Raw genomic sequence first — 22,842 nt, 5'->3', positions numbered from 1 at the left:
GGACGCTAGCTTCGGCGGAGTGAACCCGCCGGCAAGGTCGCGCCGCTCCACGAGCGGATCGTTCCCCGCGACCGCGGGGGACGATCGCGAAGCACGCCTCAGATGGTCCGCAGGAATGCCTCCAGCACGCTCCCGCGGTATTTCTGCCGGTGCAGCAGCACAGAAAGCATGCGCCTGAGGTCGAGGAATGGCGTCTTCAGGGCCACCAGCCGGCCGGTCGCCAGTGCATCGGCCAGCGCCACCTCGGGCAGGCAGGCGATGCCCAGACCGGCGGCGACCGCCTGCTTGATGCCCTCGATCTGGTCCAGTTCCAGCACCGTCTCGCCCGGCGGCAACTGCGCCAGCACGCGCTCGGTGGTCGCACGGGTGGCCGAGCCCGGTTCGCGCAGCACCCAGCGGGCGCCGGCGAAGTCCGCCGGCTTGAGCGCCCGCCTGCCCGCCAGCGGATGTCCCGGGGCCGCGCACACGCGCAGCCGATCCTCGCGCCAGGGTCGCAGCTCCAGTTGCGGATGCGCCACCGGCCCCTCCACGCAACCGACGTCGAGCGCGTGGTCGAGCAGTTGCGAAGCGATCGTGTCGGTGTTCGCCACGCGCAGGCGGACTGCCACCTGCGGCTGCGCGCTCACGAAGCCGCCCAGCAGCTCGCCCACCAGGTAGTTGCCGACCGTGTTGCTGGCGCCGACGCGCAGTTCGCCCGCCAGTGCCTGCGCATCGCCCTGGCCGAAGTGGGCCAGTTCCGCGTGACGCTCGAGCAGCTCCTGCGCGCGTGGCAGCAGTTCGCGCCCGCGCGCGTTGAGGTGCAGCCGCCCGCGCTCGCGGTCGAACAGCGGCACGCCGAGCTGTCGTTCCAGTTCCGCCAGCGCCATGCTCGCGGCCGGCTGGGTCAGGTGCACGCGCCCGGCGGCGGCACGCAGGCTGCCGTGCAGGGCGGTCTGCACGAACACGTCGAGCTGGCGGGGCGTAATGTTGATCACTCAGCAAAGCTTATACCAGTGATCAGATATGCAAAGTTTTCCTGATGAACGCGCACGCGGACAATGGATGCACTCCCCCCTTCGAGCCGTCCATGAGCGCCGTCACCACGCCCGCCCCCACCCTCGCCGCCCGCCTGCCGGGCCTGGGCCTTGCACTCGCCATCGCGCTGGTGGCGCTGTGGCTGGGACGGCAGGCGCCGCTGGTCGGTGGCCCGGTGATCGGCATCGTGCTCGGCATCGTGGTGCGCAACACCTTCTCGCCCGGCGTGCGCTTCACCCCCGGCATCCAGTTCGCCGGCAAGCAGGTGCTGCAATGGTCGATCATCGCGCTGGGCTTCGGGCTCAGCCTCGACCAGGTGGCGAAGACCGGCCTGGAATCGCTGTCGGTCACGCTGGTCACGATGAGTGCGGCCTTCGTCGCGGCGTGGGGGCTGGGCCGGCTGCTCGGCGTGCACGACCAGCTCAAGGTGCTGATCGGCGTGGGCACGGCGATCTGCGGTGGTTCGGCGATTGCCGCGGTGACCCCGATCATCAGGCCGGACGAGCACGACACCGCGTTCGCGATCTCCACCATCTTCCTGTTCAACGTGGTGGCGGTGCTGCTGTTCCCGCTGCTGGGACACCTGATGCACCTGTCGGACCTCGGCTTCGGACTGTGGGCGGGCACCGCGATCAACGACACCTCCTCGGTGGTGGCGGCCGGCTACAGCTACAGCCATGCGGCGGGCGACTACGCCACCATCGTCAAGCTGACCCGCGCCACGCTGATCATTCCGGTGTGCATCACGCTGGCAGTGATGGTGGCGCTGCGCGAAAAGAAGAAAGGCGCCGCCGACTTCAGCCTCAAGCGCATCTTTCCCTGGTTCATCCTGTGGTTCCTGGTCGCGTCGGGGGTGCGCACGGCGGGGCTGGTGCCGTTGGCAGCGCAGCCGCTGATCCATGCCGCGGCGGAATTCCTGATCATCGTCGCGCTGACCGCGATCGGCCTGTCGGCCAACCTGCGCCGGATGATCGCCAGCGGGCCGCGGCCGATCCTGCTGGGGTTCGGCGTGTGGGTCGCGGTGGCGGTGAGCAGCCTGCTGGTGCAGCTGGTGATCGGGCAGCTTTGAACGCGGCTCTGTAGCTCGCGGCCCTTCGACTTCGCTGCGCTACGCTCAGGGCGAACGGAAAACATCCAATCCGTTTCGGGCACTACAGTTTTACCTACGCCAGTTACCCACGCCATCGCCTCCGCAACCGTTCGCCCTGAGCGTAGGCCCGCAGGGCCGAAGTCGAAGGGTCCGGGAGGAGCTAGGGTGTGGCGCGCCCCTGCTCCGCCAGCGTCAGCGCCACCTTGTCGCGCAGGTACACCGGCAACGCCTGTTCCGGCGGCACGGCACGGCCGGCCTGGTATTCGCGCACGGCCAGCTCCGCCACATGGCGGGCTTGCGGGTAACGATCGCCTTCGGCCTGGCGCAGCTCGCCGGTGAGATGGCCGCGCAGCACGTCCGCGTAGGTGGTCCAGCCACTGCCGACCACATTCCACGCTTCGGCCCGGGGCACCACCAGCGCATCGGGCCCGCAGACACGCTCCTCGTCCAGCGCCACCAGCCCGCCGTTGCCGTCGCGGCGATAGCACGCGACATAGACCTCGCCCATGCGCGCGTCGATCACGGCAAGGATCGCCGCCTCGTCCTCCGGCGCCTCCAGCGCCAGCGCGGCCAGCGAGGACACCGGCACCACCGGCCGGTCCAGCGCCAGCGCCATGCCCTGCGCCAGCGCCACGCCCAGCCGCACGCCCGTGAACGCACCGGGGCCACGGCCGACCGCGATCGCGTCCAGCGCGTGCCGGCCCAGGCCCGCTTCGGCGAGCAGCGCGTCGGCCATCGGCAGCGCCAGTTCCGCGTGGCGACGCGGGGCCAGTTCGCTGCGGGCGATCACTTCCTGTCCGTGCACCAGGGCGACGGAACAGGCTTCGGTGCTGGTTTCGATGGCTAGCAGGTTCATGCGCGGAATTCTCGCACGCCCCCGCCGGCGAGGCTGGATGTCGATCCGGCGGGGCCCGGATCGTCGCCATGACAGCTGATGAAGCGCTCGCCGTTCCCTACCATGCCGCACATCCCGCCAAGGAGCTCCCGCTTGAACACGCCGACCCCGACCGCCCCCGCCCGCGACGGCCGCTGGCTCGCCCTCACCGTGCTGTGCCTGGGCGTGCTGATGATCGTGCTTGACACCACCATCGTGAACGTGGCGCTGCCCTCGATCCGCGCCGACCTCGGCTTCTCCGAGGCCACCCTGGCCTGGGTGGTGAACGCCTACGTGCTGACCTACGGCGGCTTCCTGCTGCTGGGCGGGCGGCTGGGCGACCTGTTCGGGCACCGCAGGCTGTTCCTGCTCGGGCTCACGCTGTTCACCCTCGCCTCGCTGGCCTGCGGCATGGCCGGCTCGCGCGAATGGCTGGTGATCGCGCGCGGCATCCAGGGCCTGGGCGGCGCAGTCGTCACCGCGGTGGCGCTATCGCTGATCATGGACTTGTTCACCGAGCCGGCCGAGCGTGCCAAGGCGATGGGCGTGTACGGCTTCGTCTGCGCCGGCGGCGGCAGCGTGGGCGTGCTGCTGGGCGGCTTGCTGGTAAGCACGCTGAGCTGGCACTGGGTGTTCCTGGTCAACCTGCCGATCGGCCTGGTGGTGTTCGTGGCCTCGCTGCGCCTGCTGCCGGCGGCCCACGGCAGCAGCGGCATGCGCCACCTCGACGTCGGCGGCGCGCTCGCCATCACGACGGCGCTGGTCCTGGCGGTCTACGCGATCGTCGACGGCAACCAGGCCGGCTGGCTGTCGGTGCGCACGCTCGGCATGCTCGCCGGCGCGGCGGCGCTGCTCGTGCTGTTCCTCTTCATCGAGACGCGGGTGCGCGCACCGCTGGTGCCGTTGCAGCTGTTCCGCCGGCGCAACCTGGCGATCGCCAACGTGGTCGGCGTGCTGTGGGCGGGTGCGATGTTCGCCTGGTTCTTCCTCTCCGCGCTGTACCTGCAGCTGGTGCTCGGCTACGGGCCGATGGCAGTGGGCCTGGCCTTCTTGCCCGGCAACCTGGTGATGGCCGCCTGCTCGCTGGGCCTGTCCGCCCGGATCGTGATGCGCTTCGGCATCCGGCGCCCGCTGGCCGGCGGCCTGCTGGTGGCGGCCACCGGGCTCGCGCTGTTCGCCCGCGCACCGGCCGACGGGCATTTCGTGGTCGACGTGCTGCCGGGCATGGTGCTGCTCGGCCTGGGCGCAGGCATCGCGTTCAACCCGGTGCTGTTGGCGGCGATGAACGATGTGGAGCCACGCGACTCCGGCCTGGCCTCGGGCGTGGTCAACACCGCCTTCATGATGGGCGGCGCGCTGGGCCTGGCGGTGCTGGCCAGCCTGGCGGCGGCACGTACCGGGACGGCGCTGGAGGCCGGCTTCGCCCAGGCGATCGCGCTCAACGCGGGCTATCGCGCCGCGTTCCTGGCCGGCACCGGCTTCGCGGTGCTCGCCGCGCTGCTCGGCGGGCTGCTGCTGCGTCCGCGGCCGTCCATGATGGCGGTGGAAGCCTCGCCGGCGCCCTAGCTGCCACCACCGTCGTCGTCATCACTGCTCCCGGGACCGGGCGTGGGCGTCGCCCGCCTGGCCTCCGCGCGATAGGCCGCGTCGGTCTCGCCGCCCTCGAGCAGGTCGTCGATCGGGTCTTCGTCCAGGCCACCGCGCTGGGGATCGAGCGAGCGCGTGCGATCATCCGCCCATTCGATGGTGTCCAGGCGTTCGCGCCGCACGTCACCGCCGTGTTCGCCGGGTCGCGCCGGGTCGTCGGCCGGGTGGTCGGCGCCGGCTCTGCGCGTGGGCAGGTCGTCTCGCCCGGATTCGTCACGGCTGCGCTGTCTGCTCATGGCCTTCGCTCCGTCAGCACGGGTGACCAGCATCGGGCGCGCGGCGTCGCGGCGGCGAGAAGCCGCTGCGTTCCATTACCTGCCAGGTAATCGCTCGGCTCCGGTGGCGGCCGCAAGCTGTCTCCACACCCCCGATGGAGAACCGCCATGAACGCCACCCGCGACCTGGTCGCCAACTACATCCGCAGCTGGAACGAAGCCGACCCACGGCGCCGCCGCGCGCTGATCGAGAACGTCTACGCCGAACACGCCGTGTACACCGATCCGCTGGCGCAGGCGCGCGGCCGGGATGCCATCGACGCCACCGTCGAAGCCGTCCAGGGCATGTTTCCGGGGCATGTCTTCACCCTCGCCGGCGAGGTCGATGCACACCACGACCTGGTCCGCTTCCACTGGCATCTCACGGCCGCAGGCGCCGACGAGCCGCTGGTGATCGGCTTCGACGTGGCCGAGCTGGACCAGGGCCGGATCCATCGCGTGCACGGCTTCCTGGACAAGGTGCCGATGGCGGCCTGAGTGCCCGCCGCGAAAGCGGCGGCGCCCCCACCTCGAGGAGTTCCCCATGAGCCACTTCACCACCACCGACGGCACCCGCCTGTTCTACCGCGACTGGGGCCACGGCCAGCCGATCGTCTTCCTCGCCTCCTGGGCGCTGGACTCGCGTGCCTGGGACCGGCACATGTTGCACTTCAACGCGCTCGGCTACCGCTGCGTTGCACTGGACCGCCGCGGCCACGGCCGCTCGGATGATCCCGGCCGCGGTTACCACCTCGATCGCCTGGCCGACGACGTGGCCGAACTGCTCGAGCACCTGGACCTGCGCGACGCGACGGTGGTCACCCACTCGATGGCCAGTGGCGAGTGCACGCGCTACCTCGCCCGCCACGGCAGCGCACGCATTGCGCGTGCGGTCTTCCTGGCGCCCGTCGCGCCTAGCTACGCCGAAGGCAGCCGCGGCCCCTGGAGCATGGACGAACCCACCACCGACGCGGTACTCGCCGCCATCCGGGGCGACCTGCCGCGGTGGCTGACGGAGAACGCCGACGGCTTCTTCCTCCCCGCCGAGACGGGCACCACGCCGGAGTTCGTCGAGCACACCATCGCCATCATCCGCGACGCCTCGCTGCAGGCGCTGGTCGAATGCTTCCGCGCCAAGCGCGCGGACCAGCGCGCCGAGATCGCCACCATCGACGTGCCCCTGCTGGTGATCCACGGCAACCGCGACGTCAGCGAGCCGGTGCAGCAGGGCCGCGCCATCGCCACGCTGGTGCCGCACAGCCGCTACATCGAGTACGCGGGGGCGCCGCATGGGCTTTACCACACGCACTTCGACCGGTTGGTGGGGGATCTCGGCACCTTCCTGCGCGAACCGGTGGCGGCCTAGGGGGGGACGCCCGTACCGTTCGCTCCAAATGCCGCGAACCGGGCGGTGTCTCCCGGACATCGCGAAAGCCACCACGCAGAGCCTTTGGCATCATCCCCGCATGAACGCCCAGACCCTCCACGCCTCGCGCCCCATCGGCGATCTTCTGCGCGAATGGCGCCGCCACCGCCGCCTCTCGCAGCTCGACCTCGCCACCGGCGCGGAGATCTCCACGCGCCATCTGAGCTTCGTCGAATCCGGCCGCGCCAACCCGAGCCGGGACATGATCCTGCACTTGGCCGAATACCTGGACGTGCCGCTGCGCGAGCGCAACGCCCTGCTGGTCGCCGCCAACTTCGCCCCGGCCTTCCGCGAGCGCGCGCTGGACGACCCGGCGCTCGCCGGCGCCCGCGCCACCATCGAGCGGCTGCTCGAGGGCCTGGAGCCCTATCCCGCGCTCGCGGTGGACCGCTACTGGCAGCTGGTGGCCAGCAACCAGGCCACGCTGCGCCTGCTCGGCGGCGTGGCGCCGGAACTGCTCGAACCACCCGTCAACGTGCTGCGCCTGAGCCTGCACCCGGCCTCGCGCCACGCATCCGCAACCTGGGCCAGTGGCGCGCCCACCTGCTGCACCGCCTGCGCCAGCAGATCGACGCCAGCCACGACCCGCAGCTGATCGCCTTGCTGCGCGAGCTGCAGGCACTGCCCATCGCCGAGGACACGCCGGACGCCGATACCGCCTCGTCGATTGCGGTGCCGCTGCAACTGGACGTCGATGGCCACGCGCTCTCCCTGCTCAGCACCACCACCGTGTTCGGCACGCCGGTGGACATCACGCTGGCGGAGCTGGCGCTGGAAGCGTTCGTGCCAGCCGATGCGGCGACGGCAGAACGGCTGCGGGCGATGGCCGGCTGAGGCGCATCGATCAGGGCAGTACGCGCTCTCCCCTGCCGCCCTCGCCCTCGGCTTCGCACAGGGATGCCGGCAGGAACTTCACGTCAGCGAGATCGAAATGCCAATGACGTCGGACCAGTCGAACTGTTCCACTGCGCCGTACCGCACAAGAAGCCGCCAACGCCGATCGGCCACGAGAATGGATCTGCACCTACCGGCCCACGAGATACCCGCGAGCCACGAGAGACGATCAGGCATATTTCAGAGAAAATCGAGCATTAACTGTCTCGCCACGCACGCCTAAAGTGACTCCCACGTTCCAACCACCCAACGAGGAGTCAGTCATGTCGCGTATCGCCACCCCATCCGTCCAGTCAGCCACCGGCGCCACCGCCGAGGTCTATGCCCAGATCCGCAAGGCCGCCGGCAGCGTGCCCAACACCTTCGCCGCGATCGGCGCACATGGTCCGGCCGCGCTCAAGGCGGTACTGCAGGCCGAAGCGGTGCTGTCGTCCGGTGGCCTGACCCGGCAGGACCAGGAAACCATCAAGCTGCTGGTCAGCGAGGTGACCGGTTGCGACTACTGCGTGGCCGCGCACAGCATGCTCGGCAAGATGGCGGGCCTGAAGCCCGAAGCGCTCAAGCAGCTCCGCGCCGGCCAGCCGACCGGCGATGCCAGGCGCGACGCGCTGGCGCGTTTCGTGCGCCTCCTGGTCGAGACCAGCGGCACCATCGCCGAGTCGGAGTTCGACGCGATCAGGGCCGCCGGCTACACCGAGGCGCAGCTGGTCGACATCAGCCTGGCCATCGCGCTGGTCATCTTCACCAACACGTTCAACCGCATCAACGACACCGAGCTGGATTTCCCGGCGGTCCAGTGAGCGGCTTGACGGCGCCACTCCGGTGGCGCCTTTTTTCCCGGGTCAGGGCGGAGCCATTTCCACGGTCGGCACAAGAGGCCGCCCCGCGCCGGAAAATCAGGTTGCGACGCACCTCCGTCCAGCGTTCCGGATCACCCGCCGGGCCGCGCTTTTCGCCGGTTCCGGTGGGCCGCCTGCTTCGCGCGATTGCCACAAAGGGCCATGCTGCACCAGCGACGGGCGCGGCCTCGCGTGTGATCGGCAAAGAGCAGTGTGCAGGTGGGCCCCTCGCAGGCTTTCACGTAGGAGAAGTCTTCGTCGCAAACCACCCGGGCGATCGCTTCGGCGATCGGCAGCAGCAGAGCCTCGGGTGAGTTCCAACGGCGCAACCGGGCCAGTGCGAACGCGGACGATTGGCCGGGGGACGCCACGACGACCTGGCCAAAACTTTCGTCGCGCTTCAGCAGCTCGTTGAGCGGAGCGAGTTCAGCGAGATCGGCCTCGCGTAGGGGGCGGCCCATGTGATCGCGCACGAAGCCGCGGAACCACTCGCGCAGCGCCCTGGCCTGCCCGGCAAGGCGATCGATCTCTCCCGGAATGGCCCGCTCGCGCGTCGCGCGGAGCACCTCGTCAGGCACCAGCCGCGCCTGACGGAGCCAGCCCAGCAGTCCCTCGCCGTCATCGAGCCAATCAACAGGCGTGTCCACGGGCGTGGCCACGGAGTTGAGGAAGTCCAGCGCGACCGAGTCGGCCAGAAAAAAAGCGGGTGCCGCCTGTGTCATGCGAATTCTCCTGCCAGGAAAGTAACCAGACAAAATGCGGTTGACAAGTTACTTTGTCGCGCATAACCTCACTACTCATGTGTTAGCGGTTACGACCACTTCAAGCCTGGTGCGTGCTCCATGAACGCCTCCAGCCGGTCAGGATTCGCAGCAGTAATGGGAAACGCGGTCCGCCAGGGTATGCGGTGCGCGAACGGACGAAAGGCTCTAGCTGCCGCTGCAGTCCGGATAACGGCAATACGAGCGGTTACTTAGGGTCTGCCATGCGCATCCGCCGCTGGCTTCCCCGCCGGCGCCCGCACGATCCCATTCGACGTAGACCTCCGAATCAACGCCTCCCACGCAAAGGAGAACTGCCATGTCCACTGTTCGATACCGCCATGCCAACGTCGACGGCCTGAAGGTTTTCTACCGCGAGGCAGGCCAGGCCGGGAAACCCAAGTTGCTGCTGCTCCATGGCTTCCCGAGCGCCAGCCACATGTTCCGCGAACTGATCCCGCTGCTCAGTAACCACTTCCACATCGTCGCGCCCGATCTGCCCGGCTTCGGCCAGTCCGACATGCCTCCGCGGGAACAGTTCGAATACACGTTCGACCACATCGCCGCCGTCATCGACCGCCTCACCGAGGTGGTGGGTTTCGATCGCTTCGCGCTCTACGTGTTCGACTATGGCGCGCCGACCGGCTTCCGCCTGGCCGCGAAGCACCCTGATCGCATCACCGGCATCGTCTCGCAGAACGGCAACGCCTATGTGGAAGGCCTGAGCGAAGGCTGGAACCCGATCCGCGCCTATTGGGAAGACCCGTCGCAGGACAACCGCGAGGCGCTGCGCAAACTGCTCGCGCCGGACACGACCCGCTGGCAGTACACGCATGGTGTCGCCGACGAGTCGCGGGTATCGCCCGATGGCATCGCGCTGGACAACTACTACCTTGCCCGCCCCGGCATGGACGAGGTCCAGCTGGACCTGTTCCTCGACTACAAGAGCAACGTCGCCCTGTACCCCGCCTTCCAGACGTACTTCCGCGAGCATCAGCCGCGCCTCCTGGCGATCTGGGGCAAGAACGATCCGTTCTTCCTTCCCCCGGGTGCCGAAGCGTTCAAACGCGACATCCCCGAAGCACGCGTGAGTTTCCTCGACACCGGGCATTTCGCGTTGGAGACCCACGCGGGCGAGATCGCTGACGCCATTCGCGGCTTCTTCGCCCACTGAACGACCGATAGGGTGTTGACCCGAGGCCGCTTCGATGAAAAGCGCATCGAGTGCGGCCTCGGGCCCGGTCAGCCAATGGGCTCTATTCAGGCCGCGCGGCTCTGCGCCGCCTGGCGAAGCACCGGCAGCACCTCCTCGGGGTCGGGACGGCGGCTGTAGTCGGGATTGACCTCGGCGTAGAGGATGCTGCCGTCCTGCCCGATCACGAAGCGACCCGGCATCGGCAAGGTCCAGCTGGGGTCGTCGTTGAAGGCCGGCAGGTCGTTCTTCAGGGTCTTGTAGACCTCGACTCTGGTAGTCCGGCAGCTCGAAGCGCAGGCCGAAGGCCACACCGACCTCGCCCCGGGTGTCGGGAACGACAGGCGGTTCTGGCGCACCGACTTGCGGCTGTTCGCCGGAACCTGGGGCGAGATTGCGCCCTCGGCAGCGAGGCCGGTTTGTCACCCGGCAGCGCGATGGCTATAGTCCCGGCCCCGCTCCCGCAAAACTCCGAGGAACCGTCCGATGCGCCAGTGATGCCGCCGTCTTCCCGACGGCCTGTCCCCCTCCATCCCACCAGATGGACCGACACACGGCACCCTGGAGATCCCATGACGGAAGTTTTCCTGACGCTGCAAGACGCGGCGTTCGCGTGGCCCGATGGCCAGCGCGTTTTCTCGCATATCGACATCCAGCTCGACCGTTGCCACACCGGCCTGGTCGGGCGCAATGGCGCGGGTAAGAGTGTGCTCGGGCGTGTGCTCGCCGGCGAGCTCGAGCCGACCCAGGGGCGATGTCTGCGCACGGGTCGCATCGCTTATGTCGCTCAACAGGTGGCCTGTCCGGCAGGCGCGACGGTGGCGTCCATCGCAGGCGTGCAGCCTATTCTCGATGCACTCAACCGCATCGAAGCAGGCGAAGTGCGCGCACACGACTTCGAGACGGTCGGAGACCGCTGGGACATCCGCCAGCGACTGCCCGCGTGGCTGGATGCGCACGGCCTCGGGCACCTCGCCCCGGATCGCCCGGCCGCCGGACTCAGTGGCGGCGAGTTGACGCGGATCGCGCTGGCGGGGGCATGGTTGGCAGAGCCGGACATGCTGGTGCTCGACGAGCCTACCAACCACCTCGACCGCTCCTGTCGCGAGGCACTGCTGGAGCGCCTGCGCGCGTGGCCCAAGGGCTTGCTGGTGATCAGCCACGACCGCGAACTGCTGCAGCCGATGCAGCGCATCTTGGAACTCTCGGCCACCGGTCTGCGCGACTACGGCGGCGGCTACGACTTCTACGCGCATTCGAAGATGGAGGAACAAGACCGCGCCAGACAGGAGCTGGGGCATCGCAAGGCCGAACAGCGACGCGGCGAAGCTGCCATCCGCCAGACGCTGGAGAACCAGGGGCGCCGCCAGTCGCGCGCCACGCGCGCCGGCCGCGATGCCAACCAGGCCGCCATCCTGCTGGGCCGGCGCAAGCAGCAAAGCCAGGTCAGTACCGGCAAGCGGCAACGCGAGCAGGACATGCGCAGGGAGGAACTGGCGCGAAACGTACGTAACGCGGCCCTGCAGGTGGCGGACGATGCCGGTATTGCCTTGCTGGCGCCCGCGGTCTCCGGCGCGCCTCGGCGCAAGGCCGCCACGCTTGACCAAGTGCGCCTTCCATTTGGCGCGGGGGGCCCAGGGCCGCTCGACCTGACCATCGGAGGCTGCCAGCGCATCGGCGTGACGGGGTCCAACGGCAGCGGCAAATCCACTTTGCTCAAGGTGGCCGCCGGCCGGCTCGCGCCAGCGTCGGGGCAGTGCGAGGTGCACGTACCGGTCGCCTTCCTGGACCAGCAGCTGGAGATGCTCGATCCGGGGCAGTCCCCCCTGCAGCACTTGCTTGCGGCCAACCCTTCCGCCACCGAGGCCGCAATGCGCACCCGGCTCGCGCAGTTGGCACTGCCCGGTGATTCCGCGCTCAAGGCCGTCTCCCGCCTGAGTGGCGGTGAACGACTCAAGGCGGCGCTGGCATGCGCGTTGTATGGCGAGGCGCCCGCAGAACTGCTGGTGCTGGACGAGCCGACCAATCATCTCGACCTGCAATCGCTTGAAGCCCTGGAGCAAGTGTTGCTGCACTATCGCGGCGCCTTGGTCGTGGCGTCGCATGATCGAGTCTTCCTCGACCGCGTCGCGCTCGATTACCGGCTTGAGGTCGAAGGGGACGGAATCCGCCTGCTGCCGTGGTAGCTCAGGCAGGAGACGCAACCGATCAGGGCGCGTTATCGGGGGTAGGGCGGGCGTCTGCTCTCGACCCAAAGCGGACACGGGGTCAGGTGGGGTCTGGGTCGGTAATTTGCTGCCAATCATTGGCGATTGCCGGCCAGTCGACATCACGCTCAACGCTCACCGCGTTACCGGCGTCGTCCACGCCATTGCCCGACCAGACCGCCCAAAAGTCCGGATCGTCCGACTTGGGGCGCTGCGCTTCAGGCAATGCGTTCATCTGCACCAAAACGGGCAGCTCTGACGCCCAACCCAGCAAAATGGCATGGCGCGAAGGCAGGGATGGCAGATCGCGCAGAAGCCCCCGAAGATTGTCGGGCACAAGTTTGTGGACCAGTTCCTGATCGCGGTCGTTGCTGATTCGGTGAAGGAGGTAGGTGTTGCACTGCGAGAGGACGGTAGGTGAAAGCTCGCTGGGCCGTTGCGACGACAACACCAGGCCCAAGCCGAACTTCCTGCCCTCGCGCGCGATCTTCTCGAATACCTGGCAACAGATGGCGGTGGCGTTCTGATCCTCGGAATCATCCCGGTAGCGCTTGACGAAAGTATGGGCTTCTTCCATCACCAAGACGGTTGGCAAGGTCTTTCCTTTGTTCAGCTTGCGGTAGCGCTGCAGCGCCTCCAACGTCATACGTGCGATCACCGCAGTGATGACATGCACGACTTCGGCGGGCACTAAGGAAAGGTCGATGATGGTGATCGAGCCATTGGACGCCTTGTTGTCTCCGATGTAGCTGGTGAGCCATCCGTCCAGCGTCACACCATCGGTGTTGGACGTCACGGACTTCATGCGGCTATCCGACAGGATCGTCCGGATCCGCATCAGCATCGTCTCGACGTACTCCGATACATTCAGTAGTTCAGCATTTGCCTCTACGCTGCGAAGCAATTGGTCTCCGGTGAACTCTCGAGGAACATCCGCGTCGATCGGCAGTACATCGGTATCGCTGCCGCCAAATGCCGAGTGCGACTGGCTAACCACCTGGATTAACGTGTCGATCTCGACTTTGTCGAACAACGCGGGCCATTGACCAGTATGTGCGCCGCGGAGGGCATCAAAGTGGGCTCGCAAACTCGTCAGTGCGGCTTCCTCTGCGGTCGAAAACGAAGCGTCGCTTTCCAACCCGGTAGACCATTTCTGAAGCTTCTCTAGAAAGCCCTTGGCTTGTCCGGGACCCTTCCACGGATAGCCCGTAGTTCTATCAATTTGAATGATGCCGACCAGCGTGCGTAGATACCTACGCATTGCATAACTAGGCGTCGTTGGAGACTCACCACCACCGTCCCGAACCGAGCGAAGCGCCTGAATCAGTGTGGGGCGCTGCGCTCGGGCGCTGGCCTGAGTAAAGGCGCTCCATTCGGCGCTGTTCCAGAACCACAGAGGCACCTGCAACTGGCCGATGTCGCTGTCCTCGCCTGGATCGACCGCGAAAACACGCACCTTGTCCATGTCGCGGAAGGTGTTGGCGTACTCTCCATTCGGATCGAGGATGATGAAGCGGGCATTCGGATCGCGATCCGCAGCGGAGGCCTTGCGTGCGGCCTCCATCGACCAGCGGATCAAGCCGGCCACTGTGCACGACTTGCCACTGCCGGTGTTGCCGAGCACTGCCAAGTGGCGCCCGAACAGCCGGTCCGGATCGATGCGCACCTCGGCATTGGCCGCCAACGGGCTGACGCCGATCTTGACCCTACGGTTCTCGCCGGACTCGACGATGGCGCGCAGCTGAGCCTGCGTGGGCAACAGCACCGGGTCGCCGACGGTTGGATAGGCTCCGACTCCGCGTTGGAAACTATAGGTCTCCTTGCCCTTCTGGCTCTCGTACTTGAGGCAGCCCAGCGGATTGAGGCTCATCTTGCGCAGCGGATAGGGCATGTCGATCAGCCCGAAATCCTGCATGCCCTTGCGCTTTGGAAACTGCGAACGCTCGACGGTGATCCACTCGGCCTGCGCCACCAGGTAACCGTCGTCGCTAGGAATGAGCACGTAGCCGTTGATGCGCGGGAAGGGCCGCGGAACGCCGGTGTTCAGCGCAATCGCGTCCGGCGCCTCGATATCGAGCAGCACCTTTATTTCGTCGGGAGAGACGAAGTCAATGCTACCGATACGCAAGGAGTCGGCATACGCCAAAGGGGACATCGTGCTCATGCCGCGTCCCCATCAGTCGCGTGTTCAGTCGCCCTCTTGTCCGATATGGAGGTGCCGAAACGCTGCTTCAGCAGTTCGCTCATGCGGAAGGTAGTCCTATCGATCGCCGCTTTGGGCAGGAAGTTCTCGGTCAGCGTGCGGATGTCCGACAGTGCGGGCCCAATCAGGAGACTGATCTGGGACGGGCGTCCGAACTCCTGATACGACTTCATGATCCGACCCAGCGGATCGTCGTAGGACATCACCACCAGGTGAGTGGATGGAATGGTGAGCATGTCGCGTATCACGCGATTGATATGCTCGTCTCCGAAACTATAGCCGTAGGTCACCAATGTGCTATTTGGGCGGCAGACCGCCGCGGCCAGATCCCGGAACAACTCCACGTAGGGGTAGTCGGATGCCTCCCGGTCCTTGGCGGAGTTCGGATAGATCATGAGTCGGTTGGCGTCGACGTCCTTCATTCCAGGCGTGCCCAGGTAGGCATCCACCTTGGCTGCGCCGAAAGGAAGCCCGATGCGCCGGATGTCGTTGCCGGCGTGCACCCAGTCGACCGATCCGTGCAACTTGGTAAAGCGCGCGACGCCTTCCAGGTAGCGCGGCTCGCCGCGGATTCCCGGTGGGTTGTAGTGCATATCGAGGTCGAGACGGGAAGAGCGGAAAATCGGCATCAGGCTACCGACGAAACGGTCCAATAGGTGCAACCCCGCCAGTTCGGCGCCTGCTTCGATCAGGCGGTCGTAGTTGGTCGTGAAGATGCTCAGTCGATCGCGTGTTCCCGTCCGGCTGGCGAAGCTCATCAGGAACGTGACGAGCGTGTTGAACGCCAGTTCGCGCTTAGACTCATCCGCCGTGGCGATGCCCCACTCGCAGGCAAGGATGGAAGCCGAGAACTGCGTCAGGATCGTTTTCAGATCTGTGCGTAGCGTGTCGGCATCCTTGTTTCCCAATATCTCGAGTCCGCGCAGCAGTTCGTTCGCACTGCGAAGCTGGTCCTCGAAATTGCCTTGGCTGCGGCCCGCGGCCTCGGCGGTTTCCGCCGCTGCCTTGTTGATCTCGGCTTCATGGCATGAAAGCGCGACAGCGCCCATGCCGGCGGCGGCTTTGTCTGCCGCGAGGTAGTGCACGGCGTGGGTTAGGCCGGAACCTGCGAGAAACGAGAGATGTTCTGACTGAAATAGCGACGTCAGCCAAGGCTCAATGCGGCTGCGCAGTTCCTTGAGACTGAATTCTTCCCCTGACAGCCAGGAGATCTCCGTGCCTTCCTTGAACCGGAACTTGCCCGGCTCGGACACTGCGAACGCTATTGGAAGATGGTCGTCTCTGACCTTAAGAATGTTGTTGTACTTCGGATCGTCGTCTTTAGACATCACTTCCTCCCCGTGGCCGCAAAGTCGCCTAGTGCTTTGTAGAAAGCCCTGCTCGCGATTCTACTCATCGGCGGGTTTTCAACCGGACACTTCGATAATTTTCTTTCCTGATGCTGCCTGACCCACGAGCGCGGGATTCGCAAGCTGAGGAAAAGTGGTCGTGCCAAGCGCAGAGGGAAGGCTGTCTCGCGACTGCTTGCGGCCATGTCCGCTTCTGGCCGGAAGCGGACGTCAGCTCCCCACCAACGGCTTAAGTGCCGGCAGGATTTCTGAGCCGCACTGTAAGGCGTTACCAGTTGAACGACGCCGGGTCGTCTGCCAGTTTCGACGATATCTAGCATCGACACCCGAATGACGGCGATCGACGACCATCGCCCCACGGGGCTTGCCGATCGGTTCCGCACACCTCGCGGCGCTGCGGCTCGAACAGGCGCTCGACGTCGCGGCGGCTTGACGGCGCCCTGTGACCGAACTGCAGCTGGGCCTGCTCTCAAGCTCTGCCGGGTGCAATCCGCAGGACCGCCTCAGGCAGTCCAGGCTGCTGTAGTAAACGCAGCCTTGCGGGGTCACGAAGTGGTCACATGCGACCGCGCACCGTCCATTTACCCCTTCGTGCTGTTCGCTTTCTCGCCCTCCCTCCGACTTGCGAATGGCGTGGTCAGTAACGTGGTCATCGGTTGCCGAAAACGAGGGCCGACCGATGCCGGCGGACCGGAATCAGCTACGCAACCGCAGATCGAAGTGCCGACAAAAAAACACATCGATGATGCATCGAATACCCATGGTGGAATGCAAATGGCTAACGAATGGTGCCGCAAAAACGATGACGGGGATCCATCCGACAAACACACCGCGGCTACGCTAGCGGCGGCACTGATCGCTCGTGGCTCTACGCTTCCTTCCGCCACCAACGCGGCAATAGCCCATCAGGCCGTTGACTTGTACCGCACGTTGCTGAGTCAATTGAGCGGTCGGGACGGGCACGCAGAACGCATCCATGCACGAGCCGGACAAGCGGTCTCGGCTGCGGAACAAAAAGAGATGGACATCTTGGGCATAACCCGAGTCGACTCCGCGAAGTTCTGCTACGGCGAATACCGCTACGACAATCTGAGCGACGCCCTCCGTTACGCACGGGCCAAATCGGGGACTTGAGCGCGAAGTCGCCTCAGAGGCATCACGATCTCGCGCTCGGCCTATGTCACCGACACCCGGTAGCAAGGATGTCCACCTCGGCGCACGCACCCCCTTTCGACCTGAGCACGCCTCCCTGGGCCAGGATGGATGAAGGGCGAGCCGGCCTGACTTTGCCCGGCTCAAGCAGGAGACGCCAAACTCAGGATGGACACCCAAAAAGACCGCAACCCATTTTGCCGTGCCGGACCCAAGATCAACGTCTTCGATTGAGCGCCTCTACAAGGCTCGACGCCCTTACTCGGCACCGGTTTATGGTGTCCCGATGAAGGTCGAGCAACAGCTGGAATTGCCCGGATGGTCAACCGACCGCCGTCCCTGTCAGTCCATTCGGCGAAGGCGCGGTAGACAGGTCATGCATCCGATTCCTTGGTCGGCAGCGTGACGGTGAACCGGGTGCCATCGGACTGGTTCGACGCCACCTGGATGCCACCGCCGTGCCCTTCGGCAATCTTGCGGGCAATGAACAGGCCCAGGCCCAGGCTGGTGGGTGGACGAGTGACGTGGTCTTCCTCCGTCAGTTGCACCAGCGGCTGGAAGATCGACTCCAGTGCCTGCGGGGGTATCGGTTCGCCCTTGTTGGTGACGCTCACCACATGGTCGGTGGATCGCGTGCCGGCCTCGACGAGAACCGGACAGCCCTCCGCGCCATGGCGCGCCGCGTTGACCAGCAGGTTTAGGAACATCTGGTACAGGCGCCCCCGATCGTAGCGGCCAATCAACGTAGCGGGCGCGTGCAACTGGAAGCGGGCGCCCGGATAGGTGGCGGTCGCATCGGCGATGGCGTCGTTGAGCGGTGCCAGCAGATCGCACGGCACTGGATGCTGGGGTATGTCTCCGCCGAGCTGGGTGCTGGCAAAACCCATCAGGTCGTTGATCATGTCCGACATGATCCGGGTGGCACGGGTCACGGTGAACGCCACCTTGGCGAGGCGTTCAGGCGGCAGTGCCGGTCCCGCAAGCATGTCGCCGGCCAGGGCGATGCTGGCCAGTGGAGAGCGCAGGTCGTGGCCGAGCACGGCCAGGAACAGGTCCCGCGTTTCACCCGTGTGCCTGGCCCACCCGATGATCGATTCGGCCAACGCCTGGTCGATGCCCTCGTTGAAACGGATGACCTCGTGCAGTGCGTCGGCATCGGCATGTTCGAGATAGGGTTCCCACAGCCGCAGCACGGTGGCCCTTAGCGAACGGAACTCCGCGCTCACCTGCAACAGGGTGTACTTATGCAGCTGTCGGCCTTTTCCGTGTTCAGTTGCCGCGCGCCCCTCATGGCCCGATGCCCCATGCCCCTCGGACTTGCGCTGTTGCTCGCGGTCCGTTTGCCTGGCCTCCATGTCGGCAGCGATTTCCATCAGCATCTCCCGCGCATGGTCCCGCAGTTCCTCGTGGGAAAGCAGGTGCGGCTGGGGGCTGTTGTCCCGCGCGAAGGTATCCCACTGCGCGAGGATGGCCTCGATGTGGCACCGGATGAAGGTCGACAGTTTCACGGTATGCCCTCGCAGCGTTGGGATACGGGCCGGCGAGCGGCTCATGCCATCCTGTCCGGCCCTCTGCCTGACGACGCTGGCGAAGGGGCGGGCAACAGGTAGCTTACGCCGCGGTGCGGCGCGAAGCAGCGTCGGATCGACAGCGCGCAATTCACGCCGACCGGTTGTGCTTTTCCTATGGAACAGGCGCGAGTGGCCGGGACAGGCCGGCCTGCACCCTCTTGGATCACGGGATCATGAGCTCGACTCCGCGCCGGGTTGGCCTTTGCCGGCGACGTCCTTGGATTGTCCACAGCAGCACCAGGCCCGCGAGTCCGGAGCAGCCCGATGCGAGAAATATTCCCAGCTTGGCACTGGCAAGCTCGCTCTCCTTGAAGGCCAGGTTGGCGATGAACATCGCCATCGTGAACCCGATCCCCGCTAGCAGGCCACCACCGGCGAGCATGCGCCAGTCAAGATCCGGGGGACGCGTGGCGATACCCAATCGCACGGCCAGCCAGCTGAATGCGAACACCCCCATCGGCTTGCCCACGGCAAAGCCGACGAACACGGCCCAGGCAATCGGCCCACCGAGATGCTCCGACGAGAGTGACAGTCCGGCGTTGGCGAAGGCAAAAAGCGGCATGATCAGGAACGCTACCCACGGGTGCAGGCCAAGCTCGAGCCGCTCGACGGGGGAGAGCGTCTCGCGTGCGGCGATCTCGGCCACCTGTAAGGTCTCCCGGTCGCGGGTCGCGCCGCTGCCGCGCTCGGCGGCGGGGTGGGCAACCACTTGACGCAATATGGCGTACAGGCGATCGGCACTGACCCACGGGCGGGCCGGGGTCATGAGGCCGAGGATGACGCCGGCGACCGTCGCGTGCACGCCAGAGGCGTCCACGGCGATCCAGACCATGGCGCCGACCGTGAAGTAGAACGGAAGGCTGCGCAACCCCGCCCACGCCAGCGCGCGTATCACCACCAGGCCAAGCGCGGCCAGCGCAAGCGGTAGCCAGGCGATCGCATGGCTGTAGCCGATCGCGACCACCAGCACCGCGCCGATGTCGTCGACGATCGCGAGCGAGAGCATGAAGACACGCAACCGCTTGGGGATGCGCTCGCCGAGCAACGCCAGGCAACCGCTCACGAACGCGGTGTCCGTCGCCATGACGGTACCCCAGCCTGCTGCCCCGGGACGGCCCGATTGCAGCAGCAGGTAGAGACCGGCAGGTACCAGCATGCCGCCCAATGCGCCGGCGATCGACAAGGCCGCCACGCGAGGTTTGCGCAGCTCGCCAAGCACCAGCTCGCGTTTCAGCTCCAGTGCCACGAGGAAGAAGAACAGGGTCATCAGCGCGTCGTTGATCCAGCCACGGAGCGGGCGGATCAGTTCGATGGCACCCCATCGCAGGCCCATCGGCGTTGCCCAGAACCCCTCGACGTGCTCCGCCGCGGGCGAGTTGGACAGCACCAGGGCGGCGATGGTGGCGAGCAGCAACATCGCGCCGGCGGCGGCCTCGATGCGCATGAAGCGCGAGAACGGGCGACTCAACGAGTCGATCCATTCCCTCGGCAACCGGGTCGGTACCGTCAGCTGGTGCTTCTCGTTCACATGCCTGGCTCCCATCGGCTGTCACCCGAGCGCAGGGGTCCGCCCAACCGCAGCGTCGGTGGGCTCGCATCCGCCCGCCATGTTCCAACCCTCAAGGTGACGCCAACAAGGTGACGCCAAAGAAAAAGTGACTTCACGCGCCCTTGGCTTCAGCCTTCGCTATCACGCGCTACATAGAAATCGTTTCCTGCAGGGTTATCCACGATGCCGGATCTTCTTTCCTTCGCAGCACGCGGACTGACAGGCGCGTCATGGGGTGCCTGGATCCTCTACTTCCTTGCCACCACGCAGGGAACCATCGTCGCGGTGACTCTCTATCTGCACCGCAGCCAGGCACATCGCGGCGTGCAGTTCCATTCCGCCGTCGCGCATCTTTTCCGCGCCTGGTGCTGGTTGTCCACCGGCATGGTGACGCGGCAGTGGGTTGCCGTGCACCGCAAGCATCACGCCCGCTGCGAGACGGCCGAGGACCCGCATAGCCCGCAGGTCCACGGCATTCGCACCGTCCTGTGGCGCGGGGTCGACTTGTACAAGGCCGCGGCTGGCAACGAGGTCGACTTGGCGACTTACGGGGTGGGTACGCCCAAGGATTGGATCGAACGCCACCTTTACGAACGATGGTCGTGGCTGGGACCGACGCTCCTGGCGGCGATCAGCATCGTCCTGTTCGGCGTGGTCGGCCTGGCACTGTGGGCATTGCAGATGGCCTGGATACCTTTCTGGGCCGCCGGCGTGATCAACGGCCTCGGTCATTGGTTGGGCTACCGCAATTTCGAAACGCCCGATACGTCCGCCAATCTGGTGCCGTGGGGCCTGCTGATCGGCGGCGAGGAACTGCACAACAACCACCACGCGTTCCCTGCGTCGGCCAGGTTTTCCCAGCGCCGCTTCGAGCTCGACGGCGGATGGTTGGTCATTTGCCTGTTGCAGCGCTTGGGGCTGGCGAAGGTGCGACGGGTTGCGTCTGGACTCGGCTACCGTGCCCACATCCAGGAGCCGGACGAAGAAACCCTGCGCGCGCTGCTGCTGCAACACGCGCGGATCCTGCACGACTACGCTTCCGGAGTGATCGCACCGGTCCTCGCGCAGCGGCCTGTTGGTAGACGACACCTGCGGCGTCTGCGGCGGGCCTTGGCCAGCGGCGGGCGCTGGCTGGATCCTGCCACCCGCTCCGAGCTTGCCGCCGTGGTGCGTACGCGACGCTATCTGTCCGACGTGTGTGACTTCCGCGACCGGCTGGTCGACCTCACTGCGCGCAACCGAAGGGACATGTCAACGCTTGCGGAGGAACTGAGGCGATGGTGCGCCGACGCGGAGGCCAGCGGCATCCGTGTCCTGGTCGATTTCGCCGCGCAATTGAAGGGCTGCCGCGTGGTGGAGCAAGGGTAAACGCGCACAAGGGCCAGCTTGCGCCTTGTCCGCGACGCACGACGTCTCGCCGACGCGGCCCGCCTCGACCAAAACGTAACCTCGCAAGGAGCATGGTAGGTGTCCTGGCGCCCTGTGTGCGCCGCGGCCAGAGGGCCGCATCATGCAAAGCTATCAATTTCCGTTACCTGGCGCGCATGGCTCGCTGGTCGCGTTTCTTTTGAGACTCTTTCGGAAGGCGGGCCTGGCGCCGCCGGCCCGAGAAGATCGTCACCGGACAAGCCGACGTCACCGGATGATGCTTGCGGTGGATCAACGCCGCGCCTGCACGCGAGCGCCGGGCAGCCACTCGCCCGAGTTCAGCCCTCCTGCGGTCGCGGCCATGTCCAAGCCAACCTATTTCGGGGCGTTTTGCTCATCCCTCGTGTCCTCGAAAAACGGCCGTCATGAGCAGCTCGCATGGCAACGGGGTGAACGGAGAGGACGCGCCATGCTCATCGCCACCCGCCTTCTCAGTGCCCAGCGCCAGCTTGGACAGGAACAGCAGCACCGCGAGCGTGTCCGCAATGGCGGACTTGATGATGGCGATGCAACGGCAAAGGTCAGAGCCCGCCAACGGCAGATCGCCCTCTTGCGGCACCTCGGCCAGACCGTCGAATAGAGGTGGCCGTCGATGCGTGCCCGACCCTTGGGCATGGTCGGTCGATCTAGTGTTCCCTGGTGTCGCCGCCTAATCGCAACGAGGGCGACTAACCCTGGCGCCGAAGTCGATCGAGCGACCACCAAATCATCGGCCAGTTGCGGGCGCCCATCGCTAATGTTGAACGGTTTCGTACTCGAAAGGCCACCCTCATGCATGCCGTCAACCAGATCAATTCGCTGTACTTCTTTCCACACAAGCTCAGCTTTGCTCCAGGCACCGTCGATGCCGCCACTGGGCGATATGGTGGTTGGTTGCCATCGGATCATGGATCGGTCGCGCGGCGATGGGAGCAACCCGCGAGCGCGTTCCTCCTGCCCACGCAGGGGATCCCCCGATCCGAGCCGCTGCAGTCTGACCGTGAAGCAACGGGTTTCGATCGCGTGGACGACGCAACCTCATTCGGCCCCCCATCAAACGAACGTTAGCCACAACTCTGCCCAGGCACCGATGGCGTTGGCCGCGCCTCCGCTGGTCGTTTCGGCCAAGGACATGCACGAGCACACCACTACAGGCAGATCTCATGGTTGATATATCCGGCAAGACCGCCAACGGCTATACGTACGACGGCATATACCAAAACGCCGGCCCCAATCGTGTCACCTGGACCGCCACGTATCGGCGCAACGGTATCTTCTTCGGTATGCGGCATGGCCGCGTCGACGGACTCCACGACCTTCCTCCCAGGGAGATCGACGAGGTCGTGAGGGACGATATCTCGCAGACCTGGGCCGGTTGAGCCGACCCAGATGCTTGCCTCGAGGTGATCACCC

At 66.1% G+C, this 22,842-nt stretch carries 22 protein-coding genes; 12 read left to right on the top strand and 10 right to left on the bottom strand.

The features are described from left to right. Positions 1–98 precede the first annotated feature (98 nt). On the bottom strand, positions 99–974 hold the full coding sequence (locus VFH59_RS17995) for a LysR substrate-binding domain-containing protein (protein ID WP_325166303.1): 876 nt from the start codon (positions 972–974) through the stop codon (positions 99–101). A gap of 92 nt (positions 975–1,066) precedes the next feature. Between VFH59_RS17995 and VFH59_RS17990 the strand changes: the two genes are divergently transcribed. Further along, on the top strand, positions 1,067–2,083 hold the full coding sequence (locus VFH59_RS17990; RefSeq protein WP_325166302.1) for a YeiH family protein: 1,017 nt from the start codon (positions 1,067–1,069) through the stop codon (positions 2,081–2,083). A 181-nt stretch (positions 2,084–2,264) separates the two neighbouring features. On the opposite strand, the gene tsaB is transcribed toward VFH59_RS17990, so the two are convergent. Further along, complete coding sequence (gene tsaB, locus VFH59_RS17985; protein WP_325166300.1) at positions 2,265–2,960, bottom strand: tRNA (adenosine(37)-N6)-threonylcarbamoyltransferase complex dimerization subunit type 1 TsaB; 696 nt, start codon at positions 2,958–2,960, stop codon at positions 2,265–2,267. Positions 2,961–3,092: 132 nt separating this feature from the next. Between tsaB and VFH59_RS17980 the strand changes: the two genes are divergently transcribed. After that, a complete protein-coding gene (locus tag VFH59_RS17980) occupies positions 3,093–4,544 on the top strand; it encodes a DHA2 family efflux MFS transporter permease subunit (protein ID WP_325166299.1) in 1,452 nt (483 codons plus the stop codon). On the opposite strand, the gene VFH59_RS17975 is transcribed toward VFH59_RS17980, so the two are convergent. Further along, a complete protein-coding gene (locus VFH59_RS17975; protein ID WP_325166298.1) occupies positions 4,541–4,861 on the bottom strand; it encodes a hypothetical protein in 321 nt (106 codons plus the stop codon). The two genes, VFH59_RS17980 and VFH59_RS17975, sit on opposite strands and share 4 nt — an antisense overlap. Before the next feature lie 147 nt (positions 4,862–5,008). Between VFH59_RS17975 and VFH59_RS17970 the strand changes: the two genes are divergently transcribed. The 5 genes from VFH59_RS17970 (at position 5,009) to VFH59_RS17950 (ending at position 7,999) form a co-directional block, all read left to right on the top strand. After that, positions 5,009–5,377: a nuclear transport factor 2 family protein gene (locus VFH59_RS17970; protein ID WP_325166297.1), complete on the top strand. Its 369-nt coding sequence runs from the start codon at positions 5,009–5,011 to the stop codon at positions 5,375–5,377. 46 nt (positions 5,378–5,423) lie between these two features. Continuing rightward, positions 5,424–6,245, top strand: coding sequence for an alpha/beta hydrolase (locus VFH59_RS17965; RefSeq protein WP_325166296.1), 822 nt, complete (start codon positions 5,424–5,426; stop codon positions 6,243–6,245). A gap of 100 nt (positions 6,246–6,345) precedes the next feature. Beyond that, a complete protein-coding gene (locus tag VFH59_RS17960) occupies positions 6,346–6,900 on the top strand; it encodes a helix-turn-helix domain-containing protein (protein WP_325166295.1) in 555 nt (184 codons plus the stop codon). A gap of 5 nt (positions 6,901–6,905) precedes the next feature. Beyond that, complete coding sequence (locus VFH59_RS17955; RefSeq protein WP_325166294.1) at positions 6,906–7,139, top strand: hypothetical protein; 234 nt, start codon at positions 6,906–6,908, stop codon at positions 7,137–7,139. A gap of 323 nt (positions 7,140–7,462) precedes the next feature. Continuing rightward, positions 7,463–7,999, top strand: coding sequence for a carboxymuconolactone decarboxylase family protein (locus tag VFH59_RS17950; RefSeq protein WP_325166293.1), 537 nt, complete (start codon positions 7,463–7,465; stop codon positions 7,997–7,999). 131 nt (positions 8,000–8,130) lie between these two features. Here VFH59_RS17950 and VFH59_RS17945 read toward each other — a convergent pair whose 3' ends face one another. Further along, entirely contained in the window at positions 8,131–8,760 is a 630-nt protein-coding gene (locus VFH59_RS17945) for a CGNR zinc finger domain-containing protein (protein ID WP_325166292.1), read from the bottom strand. Positions 8,761–9,118: 358 nt separating this feature from the next. Between VFH59_RS17945 and VFH59_RS17940 the strand changes: the two genes are divergently transcribed. Beyond that, the gene (locus VFH59_RS17940) at positions 9,119–9,973 is read left to right on the top strand and encodes an alpha/beta hydrolase (protein WP_325166291.1); all 855 of its coding nucleotides are present in this window, start codon (positions 9,119–9,121) and stop codon (positions 9,971–9,973) included. Between the two features lie 86 nt (positions 9,974–10,059). Here the strand turns inward: VFH59_RS17940 and VFH59_RS17935 are convergent, their stop codons facing one another. After that, positions 10,060–10,350, bottom strand: a complete 291-nt coding sequence (locus VFH59_RS17935) for a hypothetical protein (protein WP_325166290.1) — start codon at positions 10,348–10,350, stop codon at positions 10,060–10,062. A gap of 213 nt (positions 10,351–10,563) precedes the next feature. Here VFH59_RS17935 and VFH59_RS17930 point away from each other — a divergent pair, with 213 nt between their 5' ends. Continuing rightward, a complete protein-coding gene (locus tag VFH59_RS17930) occupies positions 10,564–12,177 on the top strand; it encodes an ABC-F family ATP-binding cassette domain-containing protein (RefSeq protein ID WP_325166289.1) in 1,614 nt (537 codons plus the stop codon). A gap of 82 nt (positions 12,178–12,259) precedes the next feature. On the opposite strand, the gene VFH59_RS17925 is transcribed toward VFH59_RS17930, so the two are convergent. Both VFH59_RS17925 and VFH59_RS17920 read right to left on the bottom strand, forming a co-directional pair. Beyond that, positions 12,260–14,362 carry an ATP-binding protein gene (locus tag VFH59_RS17925; protein WP_325166288.1) on the bottom strand — a complete coding sequence of 701 codons (2,103 nt, stop codon included), beginning with the start codon at positions 14,360–14,362 and terminating at the stop codon, positions 12,260–12,262. Continuing rightward, positions 14,359–15,729 (bottom strand): SIR2 family protein, encoded by a 1,371-nt coding sequence (locus VFH59_RS17920; protein WP_325166287.1) that lies wholly within the window; start codon positions 15,727–15,729, stop codon positions 14,359–14,361. Before VFH59_RS17920 ends, VFH59_RS17925 begins: the two co-directional genes overlap by 4 nt. Before the next feature lie 612 nt (positions 15,730–16,341). Here VFH59_RS17920 and VFH59_RS17915 point away from each other — a divergent pair. After that, positions 16,342–16,884, top strand: a complete 543-nt coding sequence (locus VFH59_RS17915) for a hypothetical protein (RefSeq protein WP_325166286.1) — start codon at positions 16,342–16,344, stop codon at positions 16,882–16,884. Positions 16,885–17,276: 392 nt separating this feature from the next. On the opposite strand, the gene VFH59_RS17910 is transcribed toward VFH59_RS17915, so the two are convergent. Together VFH59_RS17910 and nhaA are read right to left on the bottom strand one after the other, a co-directional pair. Continuing rightward, positions 17,277–18,455, bottom strand: a complete 1,179-nt coding sequence (locus VFH59_RS17910) for a sensor histidine kinase (protein ID WP_231350083.1) — start codon at positions 18,453–18,455, stop codon at positions 17,277–17,279. 181 nt (positions 18,456–18,636) lie between these two features. Then, positions 18,637–19,917 carry a Na+/H+ antiporter NhaA gene (gene nhaA, locus VFH59_RS17905; protein ID WP_325166285.1) on the bottom strand — a complete coding sequence of 427 codons (1,281 nt, stop codon included), beginning with the start codon at positions 19,915–19,917 and terminating at the stop codon, positions 18,637–18,639. 288 nt (positions 19,918–20,205) lie between these two features. Here nhaA and VFH59_RS17900 point away from each other — a divergent pair, with 288 nt between their 5' ends. Next, positions 20,206–21,390 carry a DesA family fatty acid desaturase gene (locus tag VFH59_RS17900; protein WP_209622075.1) on the top strand — a complete coding sequence of 395 codons (1,185 nt, stop codon included), beginning with the start codon at positions 20,206–20,208 and terminating at the stop codon, positions 21,388–21,390. 142 nt (positions 21,391–21,532) lie between these two features. Beyond that, positions 21,533–22,030: a hypothetical protein gene (locus tag VFH59_RS17895; protein ID WP_325166284.1), complete on the top strand. Its 498-nt coding sequence runs from the start codon at positions 21,533–21,535 to the stop codon at positions 22,028–22,030. 547 nt (positions 22,031–22,577) lie between these two features. Here the strand turns inward: VFH59_RS17895 and VFH59_RS17890 are convergent. Then, on the bottom strand, positions 22,578–22,842 hold a 265-nt coding region (locus VFH59_RS17890), incomplete at its 5' end, for a hypothetical protein (RefSeq protein ID WP_325166283.1).

Source organism: Frateuria sp. (assembly GCF_035695185.1).
Classification (GTDB): domain Bacteria; phylum Pseudomonadota; class Gammaproteobacteria; order Xanthomonadales; family Rhodanobacteraceae; genus Frateuria_A.
This window is presented reverse-complemented; position numbering and strand designations above follow the sequence as displayed.

Bases quoted from the DNA above. Each gene is read 5' to 3' on its own strand.
- VFH59_RS17925 (WP_325166288.1), bottom strand. From the start codon at position 14,362: ATGAGCACGATGTCCCCTTTGGCGTATGCCGACTCCTTGCGTATCGGT.
- VFH59_RS17895 (WP_325166284.1), top strand. From the start codon at position 21,533: ATGCAAAGCTATCAATTTCCGTTACCTGGCGCGCATGGCTCGCTGGTC.
- VFH59_RS17960 (WP_325166295.1), top strand. From the start codon at position 6,346: ATGAACGCCCAGACCCTCCACGCCTCGCGCCCCATCGGCGATCTTCTG.
- VFH59_RS17990 (WP_325166302.1), top strand. From the start codon at position 1,067: ATGAGCGCCGTCACCACGCCCGCCCCCACCCTCGCCGCCCGCCTGCCG.
- tsaB (WP_325166300.1), bottom strand. From the start codon at position 2,960: ATGAACCTGCTAGCCATCGAAACCAGCACCGAAGCCTGTTCCGTCGCC.
- VFH59_RS17950 (WP_325166293.1), top strand. From the start codon at position 7,463: ATGTCGCGTATCGCCACCCCATCCGTCCAGTCAGCCACCGGCGCCACC.
- VFH59_RS17930 (WP_325166289.1), top strand. From the start codon at position 10,564: ATGACGGAAGTTTTCCTGACGCTGCAAGACGCGGCGTTCGCGTGGCCC.
- VFH59_RS17975 (WP_325166298.1), bottom strand. From the start codon at position 4,861: ATGAGCAGACAGCGCAGCCGTGACGAATCCGGGCGAGACGACCTGCCC.
- VFH59_RS17920 (WP_325166287.1), bottom strand. From the start codon at position 15,729: ATGTCTAAAGACGACGATCCGAAGTACAACAACATTCTTAAGGTCAGA.
- VFH59_RS17940 (WP_325166291.1), top strand. From the start codon at position 9,119: ATGTCCACTGTTCGATACCGCCATGCCAACGTCGACGGCCTGAAGGTT.
- VFH59_RS17970 (WP_325166297.1), top strand. From the start codon at position 5,009: ATGAACGCCACCCGCGACCTGGTCGCCAACTACATCCGCAGCTGGAAC.
- VFH59_RS17900 (WP_209622075.1), top strand. From the start codon at position 20,206: ATGCCGGATCTTCTTTCCTTCGCAGCACGCGGACTGACAGGCGCGTCA.
- nhaA (WP_325166285.1), bottom strand. From the start codon at position 19,917: ATGCGCATCGAGGCCGCCGCCGGCGCGATGTTGCTGCTCGCCACCATC.
- VFH59_RS17965 (WP_325166296.1), top strand. From the start codon at position 5,424: ATGAGCCACTTCACCACCACCGACGGCACCCGCCTGTTCTACCGCGAC.
- VFH59_RS17945 (WP_325166292.1), bottom strand. From the start codon at position 8,760: ATGACACAGGCGGCACCCGCTTTTTTTCTGGCCGACTCGGTCGCGCTG.
- VFH59_RS17910 (WP_231350083.1), bottom strand. From the start codon at position 18,455: ATGAGCCGCTCGCCGGCCCGTATCCCAACGCTGCGAGGGCATACCGTG.